Genomic DNA, 17,405 nt, shown 5'->3' with positions numbered 1-17,405 from the left:
AGAATTCGGTTCCCGACTCCCCCAATCACCACCGTGTTCGCTACTCTCCGGCCGGTCGTCGAGCCTCGCTCCGAAGCTCCGCAGCGCCGGCAACCATGGTCCGCTTTCCCCCGCTACTTCGTGCCGGCGCCGTTCCTTCCTCTCCCGGCGGTTGCCACCCGACGGGAGGTATTGAACATTTCGGATGGTCCGCTTCATCGCAGCCCCCTCCCGAACGGAAGGGCACCGGCCACGAAAGCCGCCCATTGCTGCCCGGCCAGCAACCGCAATTCAACAAAGGCACCTGCAGCTGCCGATTCAAGCTCCTGCCTGTACCTGGCCAAATCCTCAAGCGTGGAAGCCGTGATCGTGACGTACGCCGCGGGCCGCACGTCACCATGGCCGGCGACGATCTCTTCCTCGCGCTGGGCCACTTCCTCCTCTTCTGCCTTTTGCTCACGCGTGAGGGGCCTGTCGAACCGTGTGTTGATCCGCCGCCGGGTTTCATGGGCTTCCTGAGCAGAACGGATATCCCGCAATGCCTCAGTTGTAGGCACTGCCCGGATCACTTCAGTCACCGTATGGCGGAAATCGCCCACATAGATCAGCGGATGCAGGAAACCTGCAAAGACCTTCTGCCGCGGCCACTCAGCGATCCAGAACGTCTGATGAAAACCAGAGTCGGTACGCACATAGGTCCAATGCTCTTCCACGGCCATAGGGCCTGAAGGCAGCCTGGACCCCGGATCACATTCGACGTCAGGGTGAGCGTCAACCGGCGCCGGCGGCCGAACAGTGGCTGCTATGGCGGCCGGATCGAATGCACCACGCACGACGGCGAGAATTCCGTCCTCCGGCAGCCACTCCTCCACCCTGACACTGTGGGTCCCCAATGCCGTGGTCATGGCCTCGACTTCCAGCCGGAGCACTCGTTCAACACCGAGCAATCCCCCGCCAGATTCCTTGATCCGGCGCCGAGCCTTGGCCGTGTCCACGACAAGAGTCAGAAGCAAGTCGTGGCTCATGGCGGACCCAGCTGCGGAAATCAGATCCTCATACGAACGCTCGCCCCAGCTCAGTTCTCCGTTGTCTCCGATCCGATGCGGTGCGGTGTGTTCGTAGAAGTCACGCAGCGCCTGCGACGGATACGGAACCGTGTAATCCTGAACGGCAATTCTGGCCACAGTGCTGCGCTGGGCCATACCTGCCTGAACACGGGACCAGGCCTGCACAGCCCAGGTTTTGTCGTCGGTGTCCAGAAGCGCAAAGGAGCGTGTGCTGCAGCGAAGCACCGCGATGACCTCCTTGCCGCGGGCGTCAACGATGAAGGACTCACCCCTCGATGTCCTTCGCAATTGAAGGTTTCCCAATCCGCCCGGAAGGGCCAGACGCCCGGCCAGGACCGCCCGTTCAGGCCTGACGAGAAACCGTGTCTGGCTGATGACCGATCGATAGAAGAACAGGACGGCGTGACTGACCCATACCGGGTAGGGAATCCGTGAGTACTGCAACAATCCGAGCAGCATCAACCCGAGCCATACGGGTCCCGAACCGAACAGGCCGGCCGGTCCGTTCGCAGCTGAAGACACACTTGCCACGAGAACACCACCTGCCAGCAGGAGCAGCTGGTACCACTTCAGACCCATGAACAAGCCTCGACGCTCGTAGCGAGGAAACTTGACCGCCTCGAGGGTGCGCGAATTCTCAGACATGGGAATCACCAGGCTTCAAGGGCTGTATGGCCGTTTGGGGGCGGGGCGAAGGTGCCACCGTCGGCGCTATCGACGGAGAGGCCTTCGGAACAGACGAGGGACGCGACGCCGACAGGTGCGCTGGCCCGTCAACGATGCCAGCAGCTGACCTATGCTCTGGCGCACCTGCCATCGATCCCGGTCCAGTGTCACGCGCCCGAGGCGAAGCCTGGCCGGGAGCCGACATCCCTGCGTCGAGCATCAACGGAGATCCATTTCGGGAGGCCGAGCGCGACGGCGTCGTGTCCGTAGGAGCTCCCGGCCGAGGCGCTCTTGGCGGCAATACCTGCGGCGGAGATTGGTGATGGCTCGACTGAATGGGCCGAGTTACGGCCGAGCGCGCGGCTAGGCCGGCGAGCGTGAATCGGCCACCCGTCTGCTGGCTGATCTGCCGGGCTGTAAAGCTGGAGCTACGCGAAAGGATGTGACCGCCACCGGCAGTTTGGGCAGCCGCCGCCAGCTCCCCGCCAGCGAAACTGACAAGCCGCAAGGCCATCAAAGGAGCGCCGCACGCCAGCATCATTCCGACCACGCCGGCGGCCAATCCAGCGAACGACTTCGACTCAGCGAAGAGCTTGATAGCAACCGCCAGAACCGTCGCGGCCAGGGGCTTGGCGAGGAGCAGCGCGACGACGATCTCGCACCACCGTCGTGCCCAGGATTTCGTTTTCTCCCACGGCATGAGCATGAGGGCGACCGGGGCGACGGCGGCAAGGACGATGAGCGCGAATGACCGGAAGATCATCGAGCACATGAGAATGAATGCCAAAATCCAGACAACAATGATGGCCATCGCCGTGACGATCACCGCCCCGGCCGCCCCGCTGCTCGACCCTGGGGCCAACGACACAACGTTCCAGTCCCGGCCGGATCCCGCAGGTGCCCGTTCGAATCCGAAGAGCCGCATGAACACCACGTAGGGATCCGTCCCCATGGAGTCGAGGATTGCCTGCGACGCCGAGTCGCCGATGTGAGTGAGCTGACGAGCTAGGAAAACTGCTCCGGCCACCATGGGAATGGCGGCAGCACCACCTACCAGCGCCCTCACCAAGCGGCGGGGCTGTTGGCTGATCAGACCCGACAGCAACTGAAGGATCATGGCCACGACGAGCGGCGTCATCATGACGACCACCCACCAATTCGTCAGCCCCTGCACTGCGATCCACTGTGAATCATCAATGTTCGAAACGCTGAAGGCTCCAGTGATGAACGACCAGATCCACGACGCGATGTTCTGGAGAATATTCGCAAAAAGGGCCGTGACGGCTCCGAGGAAACCATCGTTCGCCTGCGAGACAAGGCCGCACCCGGGCGGCCACCATCCGTTCAGATCACACTGAACCGGCATGACGGATCGACCCTAGAATCCGAGCGGGAACGCCGACTGGGACCAAAGAATGTAGCCGTTGATCCCGCCCAGGATCGCAGCCACCGGGCCAGTCCAGAGCAAGATCATGCCACCGCCGGAGGCCAGCCGCGACGACTGGCTCAACTTGCCGGCCAGAAGCATCGCAGCGCCGACGATCGCTACGATCGCGATCACAATGAAGGCACCGACGAGGATGCCTCCACCAACCTCCTTCAACGAGGCAAGAAAGGGAAAGTTAGGATTCGGGGTGATTCCGGGATCCACTGCTGCCAGCAACATCGAGTGCTCCGTCCGTCGTCTTCCAGAGGAATGAGCTGTGTAGGCTCACGACTTCATGAAGGCAGACGGGTGGAGCGACATGACGTGCGTACTGCCGGACCAAAGCGGGGAACTGATGATACACGTCCGCGATGCCTTCCAGACCGTGCCAAGTCTCCTGCAGTGGATGAGACCGGACACGATCGAAGCACGGCGAATCCGCTCTATTCACAAATGGGGCGGCTCTTCGGCAGCCCTCGTAGCTCACGTTGGCGTCCTTGAAATGGACTGGACTGTGATGGTAGAGCGTCTGGAAAGGATACGAAATTCGATCATTCACGGTGGCCCAATAACAGATGCCGTTGTGTCATCCGTGATCGATTTTGCTGATGAATTGAGTTTCCGGGTAATGGAGATAGCCTGCGAAGCAATCCTGGACGGCCGGAGTCTTGCCAATGCGTTCGACGATCATAGGGCCGAAGCGCAAGAACTCTACCACCACATGATCCATGGGCGTGACGTTGAGACTGCGCTCTTCGGAACCAGCGAAGGACCGCCCACGATCACATAAGTCGAAGGCCGCCTTCGCGCGGCGACACCAGGAGTATTGTTCGCGCCTTTACGCTACCGCCCAAGAAGGTCAAAATACGCGGTCCCCGAGTTCCAATCGACAGGATGCCGCAACGTCCCAACTGCCGGATTCAGCGCGCTGTACATCATGCCATTACCGGCATAGATTCCGACGTGCCCCCAGTTGTTGGGTCCCTGCGGGTTCTGCACCACCAAGTCCCCTGGCTGGGGATTTTCAGTTTGGTGCCCCACGGTCCACTGATCTACTCGGGGGAGGTTGATCCCCGCCTGTTTATAGATCCATTGAACGTAGCCCGAGCAGTCCCACGCTTTGAACGCCGTTCCACCCCACACGTATGCCCCGCCCAGCCCTTCTTGAGCAAAGTGCAGGATGTCCTTTCGGAACTGGCTCAGATTCGTCGGCACCGCCGGCGCATCCGAACCGTTAGGAGAGCTGTCGCAAGAAACTAGTGACGTACCACCTGCGAGCGCGTCAACGATTGCCGTCGCCTCAGGTTCCCACCGCGCGTACAGCTCAGGAAAGGCCGATACCTGAACAGCCTGGGCAGCCTTGCCCCTGTCCATGGATTGCCATGTGGGGACATCAAGCAGCCCGGGTGGACTCCCGTGGTTGGGACCGCTCGGTCCGCCGTAGAAGGCTCGCGCGTTGTAGTTAGGGTCCATTAGTTGCTCGATGGTTCCCCAGCCGGCGGCTGGACGTTGCTGGGCGGTGCCAAGGGAGTCGTGGTCGCTGCCGACGCCGTCATGCCGAATTAAGAGCGAAGCGGGAACGTTTGTGTTCGCCAGGACTCTGAGTCCGGACTCCTGGAGGGCCATCATGATCGCGATGATTTGGCCGTCCCTCGGCACTCCCATTTGCTTTCCGACTGCAATGTAAATCCGCGCAACCGACACCTGTCCGGAAGTTAGGGTGGTCGGCGCCTGGCTGTGTGGCTGAATCTCCAGACCACTGGCTCCATCCGCTGACGGCAGGCCATTGGCGATCGCACCTAGAGAGCAAGCACTAACAGTGGTCTCCGAGTTTGCGGCGAACACTGCCACACCAGCGCAAAACGCAAAGGCACAAATCAGGATCAGTGCCATAACCGCAGCCGTCGATGCCCGCAGAATAGCTCGGCGCTTCACCAGTCCGGTCAGAACTGCGGGAGCAGGCATCAGTAGACGATCCTGCTCGGCGTCGCGTAGAAGCCAACGACTACGCAATGATCGATCGGAGCTGTAGTTGCCGGTGGACAATTCACCATGACGCTCACGGGAGCTGCATACGCATTGCGGTCCGAGTTCGCTTGATCCACAACGCTCAGAGTGGCTGTGCAGACGTGAAGGCCAACCCACGGCGCCGGGTGGTCGCGCACCTTGGCCAGCTCGCCGTCGCACACAAGAGACTGGACCGTTGCCGAACGGCGCGCCTGCTCCCCCGCCAGGGTTGCAAAGGTTCCCGCGTTGACACCGGTTGCTTCGAACTCCTGTACAAACACCGTTAGGGGGTTGGACCCGTCCGGCAGAACGGCCCACCACTCCCGGAGCCGGGAGTAGACCTCAGAGTACGACGCCGTTCGCGTGTCCCAGGTGTAAATCGCCGTCGCTGCCGCGCCAGCGAGTCTGCGGAAGTCCGTTGTACGTGGTTCGCCGATTGCACGGGGCGTTTCCGACGCGGAAGCCGCGGTCGGTGAGGCGAGTGGCGAGAGGGTCGACGACATCGCCGGGCTCGTGGGCGGCGGTTCCGGGGTCGCGGATGGAACGGGCTCCGTTCGGGTCCCGCCCGCAGGAAGCGCAAGAACGATCATTGCCGCCGCCAAGCTCAGAAGTAGTAGGACGCTGATCCACAACGACCGCCGTTTCCCTGAGCCCGGCAGAATACGCCTCCGCAACAGCCCCATGTCCGCCTCCTCGTCCCCTTCATTGCAAGCCGTGCGGGCTCACGACATGACTCAAGAGGCCGTCGCCATTCCATTCCGGAGAATCCTCCACGAAGCCTGGTATAGGCGTCGTGCGAAGCCGATCTGCACCGCCACATAGCGTTCGGTAACTCCTAGCTCGACGGCCAAGGATGCTAGGATTCGGCTTCTCTCCGGCCCACGAACATCGCGACGAACGATGCTGGACGCAACTCGGCGGAGGACTGGCGTCGGCAAGCATTCAACAGCATGCCGGCAAACGTCCTCGATACTTTGAAGCTCAGAAGGCTCCACGTCCAAGGCGCTTTGAACAGTCCGCGCCGTCTGGCGCACTACTGTCACCGCATGCCATCTGCGGCGGTCCTGTGGTGAGGGCGGTCCGTACCGCCGTGGCCCGTTGAGGCTGTCTAGGGCAAGCTCCCAAACCCCCTCGTGCACGCTGGCGTGGGTCAGGGCGATAATTGTTCGCGCCCACTCCTGGTCGATAACCCCTTCGGCGCCTCTATCCCCGCCCCGGTCGAACCCCAAAACCGCGAGCGCCTCCGACGAGGTCGAGCCGTCGTCGACCGGCTCCACCAGGAGCGGCAGCGTCTGATGGGACAGCTCGCGACGAACATGCGCCGCGCACACATTGGCAGTCACCCCCTGCACCCACGCCCCAAACCGCACCCCCGGGAGCTGACGGTAGTGGCCACGGGCGACCCCGTCCCAAACGGCCGCTCGGATGTCTTGCATGACGTCGTCCACGTCACTCGCCCGGCCGATGCGGGACAGGTGGGAAACGACGTAACGTCGCACCCCCTCGACGGCCGTCATGATCTGGTCAACCGGGATTGGTACAGGCTCAGGAGGCCTGGATAGAGAAACATCGATGGTCGCTGGCGTTGGTTGTTTCTGTTGGGCTTGATTTGCCCTGGCATCGACACTCATGGTCTTCACCGTTTCGACAAACAGATACCGATAAGTCCGGCGCCGGAACCCCCGGCACCTAAGGGGGGTGACACCCAGAATCGACCCCACCCACAATCGCAACAAAGCTATGCAAACTATTGTCAAGAATAATTAAAGTATCGTCAAGACTGCGAGACTTACTTTTCGACGGTCGTTCCGCAAGAATGGTTCCATGCCACGGATTACCCAGCCCCACGACGACGCTTGGTCATCCGACGTCGAGGCTGCCGTCGCGACCTTTGGCAATAGGTCCCGGAACGAAATCCTTCGCTACCTTTCAGCGCACGGCCCGGCAACCCGCGGAGACATCGTTGAAGGTGTGAGCGCTGGCGAGCCCAGCGTAGCCAAGCACCTATTGGCCCTCGAAGAGTCGGGCGCAATCATCGTCGACCTGGAACCCGGCCGGAGGCACGGCCGCTCACCGCGATACTCAGCAAACCCTGAGCGCATCAAGGAACTGCTGGCGGCTCATCTTCAGTACCTGCTGGAGGAATAGCCGCAGCTTGCTCCCCTTCCGGGTGGAGCCCGATGTCCTTATTGAGGAATTCGGAAATCGCGCGCAGCGTTTCCGGCGACACATCCCCCAAAGTCCGGGCGGCAAAAGACTTCACCCGAGCCGCACGGAGGGATTTGACGAACTCAAGCTGGGAATCAATGCGTTCCGGCAAAGCCGCGTCGCTGCCTACCAAATAGGAAGGATCGACGTTGAAGATGTCGCACAGGCCGGTCAGCAGCACCGGGTCTGTGACCAGTCGACCGGATCCCTCCTTCATGTAGAACCAGCGGGCGCGAGAGAGTTTAATGCCCCTGGCCGCCAGTTCCGTTTGCACCTCCTTGAAAGTCACCGGATGCCCACGCTCGGCAACGACGACGTCGAGCAACAGATTCAGGCGGCGGGCGAGCTGCGTTTGGGGAGACAACAAGTCGCCTGGACGTGCCCCGTCATCCCGCATTACCCGCTCCTCATCACCTCCGGCGCCGGACGGCTCCGCTCGAACTCGAGTCTCTGGATCCCAGTATTCCGTGAGTGAGGTGCCCGGGCAATCAACGAGGGGGGCGACCCAGGGTCTTCCATCGCAACTTCGCGAAGCGTACTCTGCTGCTGTAGACCCGTCTACAGCACGTCCCCCTTCATCAATACTCTGGCTGTTGGTCTCCATGTCGAACATCTTGATGAATAAAACGCGAAGTCGGATTGTCCGGTTCCTAGTCAGGAACGGACCGGCCACGTGTACCGAAATTTCAACCAAACTCCAGGCCCCGTCGTCGACTATTCGCCGCCACCTCAATTTGCTGCGTCGGGCCGGTCTCGTTCAACGAACCTACGGAGAATTCGGCGCATCACGGGAACAAGTGCAAGATCAGATAGATGACTTGGCAGCGAGCTTCCGCCGCACTGTCATGCTGCCTAGCCACTCAGTTCCCATGAACGAGGAACACTGCTGGCCCTTCTGCCGGCGATAAAACCACGGACACGACGGAGATACTGATGACCACGATGCCAGAACCTAGCAGCGCGGCGGAAGCTGCCGATGAACAATGGCTGACCCCGAAAGACATCTGCACCCAGTTGCAGATTCCCGAGCAGACGTTCTACCAGTGGCGAGTGAAGCACCTCGGACCGCGCGCCTACCGAATCGGTCGACACCTGCGGATCAGCCGGAGCGACTTCAACTTGTGGTTGTCCTCGCGCCTGGAAGTTTAGATGTCGCCCAGACCACCACTTCCCCTCGGAACCTGGGGCAAGATCAGCCGGAAGAAGTATCCCAATGGCCGTTGGCGGGCGACGACGAGGTACCGTGACACCGATGGCGTGACTCGTACCGCGGAAGCCTGGGGGACTACGGGAGCAGCCGCAGAGCGAAACCTGACGGCTTCTTTTCAGGATCGGCAAGCTCCTAGCAAGAGTGAAATTTCCAGAACCACTCGGCTATCCGAGCTAAGTGCCCTCTGGTTCGCCGAAATCGAAAGCAACGGTCGCGCCGGCCGTCGGACGATCGACGGGTACAAAGACACATACAACCGTGTTATAGCACCAGCCCTGTCAGGGCTACGACTGAACGAACTTACTACCGGCCGCCTCGACCGCTTCTTGAAAAACGTGGCCATTGACCATCCGGCCACCGCACGCCACTCGAAGATAGTTCTAACGGGAATCATCGGACTCGCCGTAAGACACGACGCCCTCCACAGCAATCCGATCCGCGACGTCGGACCCATCAAGCTTGCAGCGAAGAACGTCGAAGCCCTGTCGGTCAAAGATGTTCAAAAGCTCCGCACAATTATCCGCGATTGGCAGAACGACCCCACCCAAAAGGGACGGCCCCGGACATCAGATCTGATCGATGTGCTGGACATATTCCTGGCAACCGGAGCCCGCATTGGCGAGGTCCTTGCTATTCGGTGGAAAGATATCGACCTGAAAGCAAAGCCACCAACCGTCACAATCTCCGGAACGGTTGTCATGGAAAAGGGCCGAAGTGCCTATAGGCAGGATCACCCCAAGACTAAAGCTGGCTTCAGGACGATGAAGCTGCCCCCTTTTGCCGCGCATACGCTCGAGCGCAAGTACGCAGCGGAACAGCCTAAGCCCGAGGACATGTTGTTCCCCTCATCCACCGGAACTGTGCGCAGCCCACACAACTTCCGCAGGCAGTGGCGAGACGCGCGCGCTGGTTCCCCCTATGAATGGGTGACCCCACACGTCTTCCGAAAGTCGGTAGCAACGCTCATTGACCAGGAATACAGCTCCAAACACGCCGCTGCTCAGCTCGGCCATTCAGGAACCGCGATTACGGAAAAGCACTACATAGCCAAGGCAACAGAATCCCCGGACCTTACTGCTGCACTTGAGCAGTTTGGCAGCTGGGAACCTCCCAAGGGTCCCACTCCTTAAGATCTGAAGCCGATATCCGCGTCGTTAGGAAATCCCCAAAGGATCGGTGGATTTTTCGGTGCCAAGACGACGGTTGTCGCCCCCCCTACCGAGTATTTCCCTGTTACTCCGTCCTGAATACGAGCTGTTCCACCTACCACTGCTGCTCTGCCTCCCGCTCGAGGGCCTGCATACGCCATGCCTCCAAGGAAGCAATCAACCCATGGATCCATTGTCTGGTCTTCCGGGAAAAGGAGTGGTCAGCGACCCAACCCTCAACCTGTGAGAGCTGCCGGCTGATTCGATCCGACTCGTTGCCTGACCATGAGCCACTGACGAATTGTCCGACCAGCGCCGACTTCACTCGATCGTCTTGAGAGAAGTTTTCAAGCAGGAACCCTGCAACGGGCGGCAAGGTATTGCCCTCCATGGGAGTCACCGATGCCACGATGCGCGCGCGCCCAACGCTGGAGCCCACCCAGGCCTCGATTACATGGAGGTCGACAGCGCTAGCCAGCCAGATGTCCATGCCAAATGAAAATCGCCAAGATCCACCTTCGATTCGGTTCATGACATCCAGCCAAGCCGGTTCGCCTGCGGTCTTCAGGGCTTGGTGCCACAGCTGCGCCTCCTCCGAACCGCTGTACGGGTTCATTGCACCATCGTCGATAAGGTCGGTGAGGAGGCTGGCCAGGCCTATTGGGTCATCGTCGAGCCACCGCTTTGCAAGTTGTGTCCAGCCCCAGTATTGGTGCCCCACGTCCGGAAACTCCGCCCTCTTGGCGACAAGTATGCGATTCAATGGATCGAACCGTGCGAGACGCCTCCCCTTGTTAAGGAGTTGGTGCCAGCCGAAATCAACAGCCGCGTTGTAATCCTCCTGCGAATCGATGCGATCGAGCCACAGGCCCAGGTATCGAGCAACGTGTTCATCTGGGGCTTCATGCATCCACGCGAAGAGGAGCCTGGCAGCGGCGCTAACGGAAATCGCGCGGACAAGCTGATCAACTCGTTCAACTGCCTTTTCGGTGCGTGGGCCGCGGACCGTAAGCCGCAGCTTCTCCAAGGGCGGGAGGTCCTGCCTATCGACATACCGGTCGTAGGCGTCGGTATCCCCGTGTTCGACCAGCCGATGAAGGTAGCCGAAGACGGCCTCCGAGTTCGGGCCCTCGAAGAGGGCTGCCAGCTCCTTCTGACTGCGCTGAAGGTCCAGTCCGAGGTCAGAGAGCGCAGCGCCAGCGGCAAACGCCGTCTGAACTGTTCCGGAGGACAGGAGCTTCAACAGCACTTTCCCGGGTCCATCGCCGGCCACTGCTCTTGCGGCAGCGATGAGATCTCTTGTTACATCATCGACCGGCCTGTCCCACGAATTCGTGTTGGCCGTAATGATCAGCCTCTCCATTGCGTCCTCAGGTGGCAACGTCGATTCGAGCACCTCAACACTCTTGCGACGCACGTCCGTCTCTTCGTCCTCTTCCACATCTTTCGCCGCTTCGACGCGAGCGAACAGCGAACGCAACTTCTCTATCTCGATTCGTACTTGCGAAATTGAGTCTCTGGGTAAGGTGGCCAGCACCTGTCCGAGATGGTCTCGAACTGCGGGCATTTCCAGGGATCCGTGGATGGCTTCAATCAGTGCCTTGATTGCGGTTGAAGAGACTTCATCGTCATCGTCTGTGGCAAGCATTCCGAGTATGTCGATCGCGGCATTGCGATAGCTCCACGCATCGCCCCAGGTCTCGGGACGGCCACGGCGTTCAACAACCACACCACCTTGGACCTCGCCTGACACCATGATCGATTCGTAGATGGCCAACGCACGGGCCGCACCTTTTAGGGCAAGTAGACGCATTCGTGCGTCGTCCGAAGCCGCAACGCTTCGCAAATAGGCGATCCTGGCCTCAGGCGACGCCGCGGTACCCGGAAGCATGGTCCCGAAGAGTTCGATCCACGTTCCGCTCGCGTTGTTACTGAACTGCTCCGTCTCGGCAAGAGCGAGACGAAGCAGTGAGTCTGCTGCCGTTTCGAATGTTCGGGAGTGCCAAGCGAGCTTCTCCAAGGTCCACACAAGATCGCGCCGGACGCTCTGATGCTCGCGCAATTCATCTTCGCCACTAGCCTCGATGAGTGCGGCGAGCCGATCAGCGACAGGGCGAGGAGCAAGCACAGCAAAATGGACAAGCAATCTTGAATTATTGTCCCTGCCCAAGGCGTCGAAGGACGATAGCACCCCGGTCTCCGACATCAGCGCGGCAAGGGCGCTGCTCGCACTATCGAGCTCGCCGATCTCGGCCGCACGGCGGAACAGGCGTTCCGCCAAATCCGAGTCAAGCATCGGAAGGAGGCTGCTGATGATGCGCTGCCCGTATTGGTCCCATCCCCGCGATGCAAGGTATACGGCGAGAGGATGAGGCGCGACACTCCGGAATCGCCCTTGACGAGAGAGAAGCCCATGCCGCTGAAGGGAAGCGACCGCAGCGTGAAGCTCGGCCTCTTGGAAGCCGAGACCGGACGCGATCGTGGAGAGCTCGACCGCCGCGTCTGCGTCACAGCCAAATCGGCTGAATAGGGCGAGGGCGCAGCACGCTAAAAAAAGCGTGCCGTCGGGGAGCTGCTCAGTGATGAATGAACGGACATCTTCTTCAGTGATCAGCGAACCGGCCGATCCAGCCCCCCGTCTGACCAATGCCCTGGCCGCCTTCAGGGCGTAGTCGATATTCCCTGCGACGACATTAACCACGACGCGTTCTGCCTCAGGCCAGAGCTGGGGCTCGTTCTTCCGAAGAAGCTCCCTCATCGCTTCGTCGTCGAAGCCACCGAGACATATCATCGGACTTCGGGTCGAGTTGCCGCCTGGCTCGCCGATCGTCAGGAGACGGATCGCCGAGCCCGCGTGGAGCACTGAAGAATAGATCTCATGCTGTTTGCGGTCACACTCATCAACAACGACGACCGCCGACCGTTCTTGGGCCTGCAAATGACCCAGGACCGCGACAGGAAACTCGTCCGCCGCAGGCGCATATATGACTATCGCTTCGTACGGTTGGCCACGAAGAGCTTCGAGCACGAGCCTGGTCTTGCCCAATCCGCTCTCGCCATCGACGTGCAGATCCAGCTGCTCATTGCCAGAAATAATCTGACGAATCGCATCGATCTGTGTCTCCCGCGACGTCGAAGTCACCCAAGATGTGGCATGAAGCTTTGACCTGCTCCATTCATCCACAGTGTGTCCAACATGTCCGATGCCTCGCAGCACAGGGCTAACCGCCAGGGCAGGGTACTGCTCGGCCCATCGGGCCAGACCGTCTGCAGTGATGACGTCAATAACCTGGGCGGCTCCCTCGATTCCAAGCTCGACAGCGGTTTCAATCAAAGCATTTCGACGCTTGTCGATCTTGATCGAGGTGAGACTCGCCCCTAAGACCAGACGGTATTGGCCGCCACTTTGAAGGATCTCGAGCGCCCTCGCAGCTCCGCGTAACTCAGTTTTGCAACGGCCTGGCGCCAAATCGCCAGCCTTGAACTGCCACGCGCTGTCTCCAGCGGGAATCCAAGAAGTCTCAGCGGCATGCCTCAGGCCCGCGTCAACTCCGCCATCGCCTATGTTTTCCAGATACGTAGTCTCCAGCACTGCGCCCCGCATCCCATGGGCCGCGGCCTCGGTCGCGATCAGTCGACTCACGAAATGGCCGAAGTTGGCGCCACCAAGCGCACTGATCTGCTCGGGAGCAACGGAAAACGGGCCGAACTCTGGCACTAGACCCATCCTTCAGCACGCACGAAAATCGCCCCCGGCGGCCTTAACGCGAAGCGAATCATTCAGCCCCCACCTCCGAATTTCGGAATCACACGGACCCATCTTCGCTACCAATCACAAAGGGTTTCGGCGGCCCACTAGAAGCCGCCATGCCTTGGCTGATTCGGAAGGCTGGTCCTTCGTTTGATTACTCCTGTCTGACTTGATTATCACAGGGCTCTAAAGCTCCACGAGTACAGCCACGCCGCATACCCGGCTCGCTCCACCTGGAATGGGTCAGACAGACGCAGCGCAGGCGGTCTGCTTTTCATGCGCGCCGCGCGCTTACCCGATTCATCCACCTCTGCCGGCCATAGGGGAGGAACACTCCAACAGGCCGCGTCCCCGCGTTGCCCGCACCGAACACCTCAAGCCCCGGGAGGCAGGAGGATCAACCGGGGCTCTCGGGAAGGTCGAATCGAGTGCGCGAGCCGTCTCAGACACGAGGGACAGTCTCCGACGATCGCTATCACTTACCACAAGTTTTCATCCCAAAGCGTGTGGTTTCCGTGTGGTTGGCCCCATTTTCGGCACAAGAAAGACCCTCCAACCCAACGTTTCCGCAGGTCAGAGGGCCTTCACTGTGGAGCTAAGGAGATTCGAACTCCTGACCTCTTCTCAGGGGAGGGCATATTGATGTCTGGGCACTTAGGCCCACCTCGTGAAAAAGGACGGTCGTAGCCACTCAGCTCCAGATCAATGGGAATGCTATTGCGTGCCGGGCAGATTCGTTGCAATGAGAAAAGCACCAACTGCCGCCACCATAATCGCAGCCGCGCCAGGCGAGACGCGCGGGATAAAGCGCGTTGTCGCGGACTCTATGGGCGGCGACGTGGATCGCCAAGAGTCGAAGCGGATGCTTGCCCACCACAAGCCGAGGGCTATGAGGATCAAGAAAATACCGAAGTACACCATTTCATCACCTTGTACGTTGAAAATAGCAGGCAACGATGTTCACGTCACTGATCCACTTCGCGGTCGGCACTTGCGTCATCGAAGTCAAGCGCCATTGCGAGATGCTTGCTCCCGCGAGCCGGATCGATTTGGGAAACCTGCATCGCGCAGCTGAAACCGTCCGTTAACACCAGGCTTGCGTCGCCCCCTCTATCGAGAGCAGGAACAATCGAGTGCTCTGCGACCTTCATCGACATATCGAAATGTTCCGCCTCGAAGCCGAAGTTGCCCGCAACACCACAGCACGAAGATGACTCGACGATATTCGGAACGCCCCAAGCCTGAAGTACCCGCCGCTGTGAACCAGAACCGAAGACTGCGTGCTCGTGGCAGTGTGTCTGCAACACTGCGGTTTCAGGTGGAACTGCTTTCGGAACCCACCCCCGTTCGAGCGCCTCATTGATCGCAACCGAGAACGACCGCACTCGAGCCGCCACTCTCTCGGCTGCTTCTCCGCCGACGAGTTTGGGGCCCTCGTCCCGTATGGTCGCGGCACAGCTCGGTTCCAGCACGACGATGTCCCGGTCGGTGCCATCGTCGAACTTGCTGATCAACCGCTCCAGCCTCCGCCGGGCACCGTCGCGTTGCCCCGTTGAGACCCAGGTCAATCCGCAGCATGCATCCGGTGTGCATCCAACCGTCCGGCCGGAATCACGGAGCACGCGTGCCGCGGCCGGGATTACTTCCGGTCTGAAGGCTCGGGTGAAGCTGTCGGCAAACAGGAGTACGTCGGCTCCTTTAACGAAGCCGGCTTCGCTTACCCGCCCTCGGATGTCCCCGGTCGGCGCGAAGGCAGGGAGACGCCGTCGGGCGCTGACTCCCAGCCCCTCCCCGAGGTAGCGCAATGGACGACTCCTCGTAAACTTGTTCGCAACGGGGGCGATTTTGGTGAGCAGCGGCAACCATCTGGGAAGCCATCCAATCGAGTAGTGCGTGAAGGGCCGGAGACGCCCCCTGTAATGTTCATCAATTAGCTGCGACTTGGCCTCAGCGATATCCACGCCCGTGGGGCAGTCGGTCGAACAGGCCTTGCACGAAAGACAGAGATCCAGAGCCTCTCGCACTTGCGGGCTAGACCATCCGCGCTCGCTGTTTCCCTTCGTCCGTGCAAGCTCCTGGAGGGTGCGTGCCCGGCCCCTGGTGGAATCTTTCTCATCCTTGGTCGCCCTGTAGCTCGGGCACATGAAACCACCCGACGTCGACCGGCACCTTCCCACTCCGATGCAGGCGTGGGCGTTTCCGACGAAGGTGCTCGCCAAGGGGAGCCTGAGACCCATCGGAATCGGCAGACCGATCGTGCCGGCTTCAACAGCGCGCTCCCCTTCGCCGCGCGCCGGATCTTCGCCATGGGCCGTGCCGGGGAGAGGCGCTCCGTCCAGTGCGAGCGAGGCGGAGAAAGGTTCTGGGTCGACAATAATCCCGGGGTTGAGGACTCCAGCAGGGTCCCAGACATACTTGAAAGCTTTGAAGGCCGCGATCATCTCGACGGAGTACATCACATTCAGCAATTCGCTCCGTGCCCGACCGTCGCCATGTTCGCCAGAAAGCGATCCGCCATGTGCCACAACGAGTGCGGCGGCTTCTCGCGTGAAGTCCTCGAATACTTGGCGCCCCGATTCGCTACGCAGTTCATAGTCAAGGCGCATATGAACACATCCAGCCCCGAAATGACCATACAAGAAGGCTGTATAGCCATATTTATGAACAAGGGGAATCAATTCAGCGAGATAATCTGCTAAGCGCTCAGGAGCGACCGCCGAATCTTCCCAGCCCGGCCAGGTCTGAATACCGTCGATTCGTCGCGAGGAGAGCCCGGCGCCATCCTCGCGGACGCGCCACAACTTTGCACGTTCCAAGGGATCGGTCACGACTGAGTGGTCAAATACTCGACCCTGTGTGTGCAGTGCTTCAAGCAGCCGATCGCAATCGGCGCGCACCTGTTCGAGGGTGTCGGCCGAGAATTCGACCATAAGATAGGCATTTCCCTGAGGGAGGGAGTCAACGCTCGCGGGTCCTCTACGGTGGCGCATGATCTCCACGATCGATGAATCGAGTCCTTCGACGGCGCTCGGTCGAGCGTCCAGGATGGTCATCACGTCGCGTGCCGACTCGATGGTGTCTTCGTACCCGAGGCACAGGAGGGCATTTGTCCGCGGTTTCGGCACGAGCCCGACTTTCGCGCGGACGACGATCGCGCAGGTGCCCTCGCTGCCCGCGAGCGCTGCAGCGGCATCGAATCCGTGTTCGGGGAGCAGATGTCCCAGATGGTATCCGGACACCTGCCGGGGAATACCCTGCAGTTCTACGCGGATTGCAGCGAGATTGGCCTGTACCAAGGCCCTCAAATCAGCATTGAGCTCTTCGGCTCTCCCGACTGAGTGCGGATCACCGTCGTCAACTGCGCAAAGGCCATCCCGGCCGGCGCGAAGGTGGGCTCCGTCGGCAGTGACGAGTTCAACCTCTTCCAGGTGGTGGGTCATCCGCCCGTAGGCGACCGAATGGTTTCCGCAGGCATCGTTCCCGATAGATCCGCCGATTGTGGCCCGCGTCAATGATGAAGGATCGGGAGCGAAGGTGAGCTCGCCGGACGTTGCCGTCTCAACGTAGAAGCGCAGTTCGCCGAGCACGACGCCGGCGTCGACCCAGACCGTTCGGGACTCGGCGTCGACCTCCCCCACCGTATTCATCCATCTCGAGAGATCGATGATCACCCCACGCCCGACGGCGTTCCCCGCCATCGAGGTGCCCCCTCCCCGGGTCGTGACAGGGATCCCGAATGCCGAGCAGGACCGCAGGATGTCGCGGACGTCGTCAACGGACTTTGGAAATGCGATCGCTTCCGGTCTCACCCGGTAGTTGGATGCGTCGTAGGAGTACTCTGAGCGTCGCCGGGCAGAGTCGTCGATCTCGATTCCCTTCTTCCGGACCGCGAAAAGCAGCTGGGAAATTTCCGCGGCTCCGACGTCGTTACTCGCCATGTTGC

14 protein-coding genes and 1 tRNA gene are annotated in these 17,405 nt (G+C 60.6%); 5 read left to right on the top strand and 10 right to left on the bottom strand.

Annotated features, from left to right (window positions below):
• Window positions 1–194 precede the first annotated feature (194 nt).
• Genes QRN51_RS13005 through QRN51_RS12995 form a run of 3 tightly spaced genes read right to left on the bottom strand, consistent with a single transcriptional unit; the run spans window position 195 to window position 3,378 of the window.
• Window positions 195–1,691 (bottom strand): SCO6880 family protein, encoded by a 1,497-nt coding sequence (locus QRN51_RS13005; protein WP_284990273.1) that lies wholly within the window; start codon window positions 1,689–1,691, stop codon window positions 195–197.
• On the bottom strand, window positions 1,684–3,078 hold the full coding sequence (locus tag QRN51_RS13000) for a type IV secretion system protein (RefSeq protein ID WP_284990272.1): 1,395 nt from the start codon (window positions 3,076–3,078) through the stop codon (window positions 1,684–1,686). Before QRN51_RS13000 ends, QRN51_RS13005 begins: the two co-directional genes overlap by 8 nt.
• 12 nt (window positions 3,079–3,090) lie before the next feature.
• A complete protein-coding gene (locus QRN51_RS12995; RefSeq protein ID WP_284990270.1) occupies window positions 3,091–3,378 on the bottom strand; it encodes a hypothetical protein in 288 nt (95 codons plus the stop codon).
• A gap of 55 nt (window positions 3,379–3,433) precedes the next feature.
• Here QRN51_RS12995 and QRN51_RS12990 point away from each other — a divergent pair, with 55 nt between their 5' ends.
• Window positions 3,434–3,928, top strand: a complete 495-nt coding sequence (locus QRN51_RS12990; protein WP_284990269.1) for a hypothetical protein — start codon at window positions 3,434–3,436, stop codon at window positions 3,926–3,928.
• Between the two features lie 53 nt (window positions 3,929–3,981).
• Here QRN51_RS12990 and QRN51_RS12985 read toward each other — a convergent pair whose 3' ends face one another.
• The 3 genes from QRN51_RS12985 to QRN51_RS12975 all read right to left on the bottom strand — a co-directional run bounded on the left by QRN51_RS12985 (window position 3,982) and on the right by QRN51_RS12975 (window position 6,776).
• The gene (locus QRN51_RS12985; protein ID WP_284990268.1) at window positions 3,982–5,103 is read right to left on the bottom strand and encodes a C40 family peptidase; all 1,122 of its coding nucleotides are present in this window, start codon (window positions 5,101–5,103) and stop codon (window positions 3,982–3,984) included.
• Complete coding sequence (locus tag QRN51_RS12980) at window positions 5,103–5,735, bottom strand: hypothetical protein (protein WP_284990267.1); 633 nt, start codon at window positions 5,733–5,735, stop codon at window positions 5,103–5,105. Before QRN51_RS12980 ends, QRN51_RS12985 begins: the two co-directional genes overlap by 1 nt.
• 144 nt (window positions 5,736–5,879) lie before the next feature.
• Window positions 5,880–6,776: a sigma factor gene (locus tag QRN51_RS12975; protein WP_284990266.1), complete on the bottom strand. Its 897-nt coding sequence runs from the start codon at window positions 6,774–6,776 to the stop codon at window positions 5,880–5,882.
• A 193-nt stretch (window positions 6,777–6,969) separates the two neighbouring features.
• Here QRN51_RS12975 and QRN51_RS12970 point away from each other — a divergent pair, with 193 nt between their 5' ends.
• Complete coding sequence (locus QRN51_RS12970) at window positions 6,970–7,293, top strand: ArsR/SmtB family transcription factor (RefSeq protein WP_284990265.1); 324 nt, start codon at window positions 6,970–6,972, stop codon at window positions 7,291–7,293.
• Here QRN51_RS12970 and QRN51_RS12965 read toward each other — a convergent pair.
• Entirely contained in the window at window positions 7,247–7,750 is a 504-nt protein-coding gene (locus QRN51_RS12965) for a hypothetical protein (RefSeq protein ID WP_284990264.1), read from the bottom strand. The genes QRN51_RS12970 and QRN51_RS12965 overlap by 47 nt on opposite strands.
• Window positions 7,751–7,955: 205 nt before the next feature.
• Between QRN51_RS12965 and QRN51_RS23275 the strand changes: the two genes are divergently transcribed.
• The 3 genes from QRN51_RS23275 (at window position 7,956) to QRN51_RS12955 (ending at window position 9,693) form a co-directional block, all read left to right on the top strand.
• Window positions 7,956–8,261 (top strand): winged helix-turn-helix domain-containing protein, encoded by a 306-nt coding sequence (locus QRN51_RS23275; protein WP_350224975.1) that lies wholly within the window; start codon window positions 7,956–7,958, stop codon window positions 8,259–8,261.
• 25 nt (window positions 8,262–8,286) lie between these two features.
• Window positions 8,287–8,502 carry a helix-turn-helix domain-containing protein gene (locus tag QRN51_RS12960; RefSeq protein ID WP_284990263.1) on the top strand — a complete coding sequence of 72 codons (216 nt, stop codon included), beginning with the start codon at window positions 8,287–8,289 and terminating at the stop codon, window positions 8,500–8,502.
• 108 nt (window positions 8,503–8,610) lie between these two features.
• Window positions 8,611–9,693 (top strand): tyrosine-type recombinase/integrase, encoded by a 1,083-nt coding sequence (locus tag QRN51_RS12955; protein ID WP_284990261.1) that lies wholly within the window; start codon window positions 8,611–8,613, stop codon window positions 9,691–9,693.
• Between the two features lie 133 nt (window positions 9,694–9,826).
• Here QRN51_RS12955 and QRN51_RS12950 read toward each other — a convergent pair whose 3' ends face one another.
• The 3 genes from QRN51_RS12950 to QRN51_RS12940 all read right to left on the bottom strand — a co-directional run bounded on the left by QRN51_RS12950 (window position 9,827) and on the right by QRN51_RS12940 (window position 17,400).
• Window positions 9,827–13,429 carry a hypothetical protein gene (locus QRN51_RS12950; RefSeq protein WP_284990260.1) on the bottom strand — a complete coding sequence of 1,201 codons (3,603 nt, stop codon included), beginning with the start codon at window positions 13,427–13,429 and terminating at the stop codon, window positions 9,827–9,829.
• A gap of 623 nt (window positions 13,430–14,052) precedes the next feature.
• Window positions 14,053–14,161: transfer RNA gene (locus QRN51_RS12945), tRNA-OTHER, on the bottom strand.
• A gap of 266 nt (window positions 14,162–14,427) precedes the next feature.
• Window positions 14,428–17,400 carry an FAD-binding and (Fe-S)-binding domain-containing protein gene (locus tag QRN51_RS12940; protein ID WP_284990259.1) on the bottom strand — a complete coding sequence of 991 codons (2,973 nt, stop codon included), beginning with the start codon at window positions 17,398–17,400 and terminating at the stop codon, window positions 14,428–14,430.
• Window positions 17,401–17,405: the final 5 nt, after the last annotated feature.

This window comes from Arthrobacter sp. efr-133-TYG-120 (assembly GCF_030209785.1).
Classification (GTDB): Bacteria; Actinomycetota; Actinomycetes; order Actinomycetales; family Micrococcaceae; genus Arthrobacter.
Note: the sequence above shows the minus strand (reverse complement) of the source record. Positions and strands in the feature narration are given on the sequence as shown.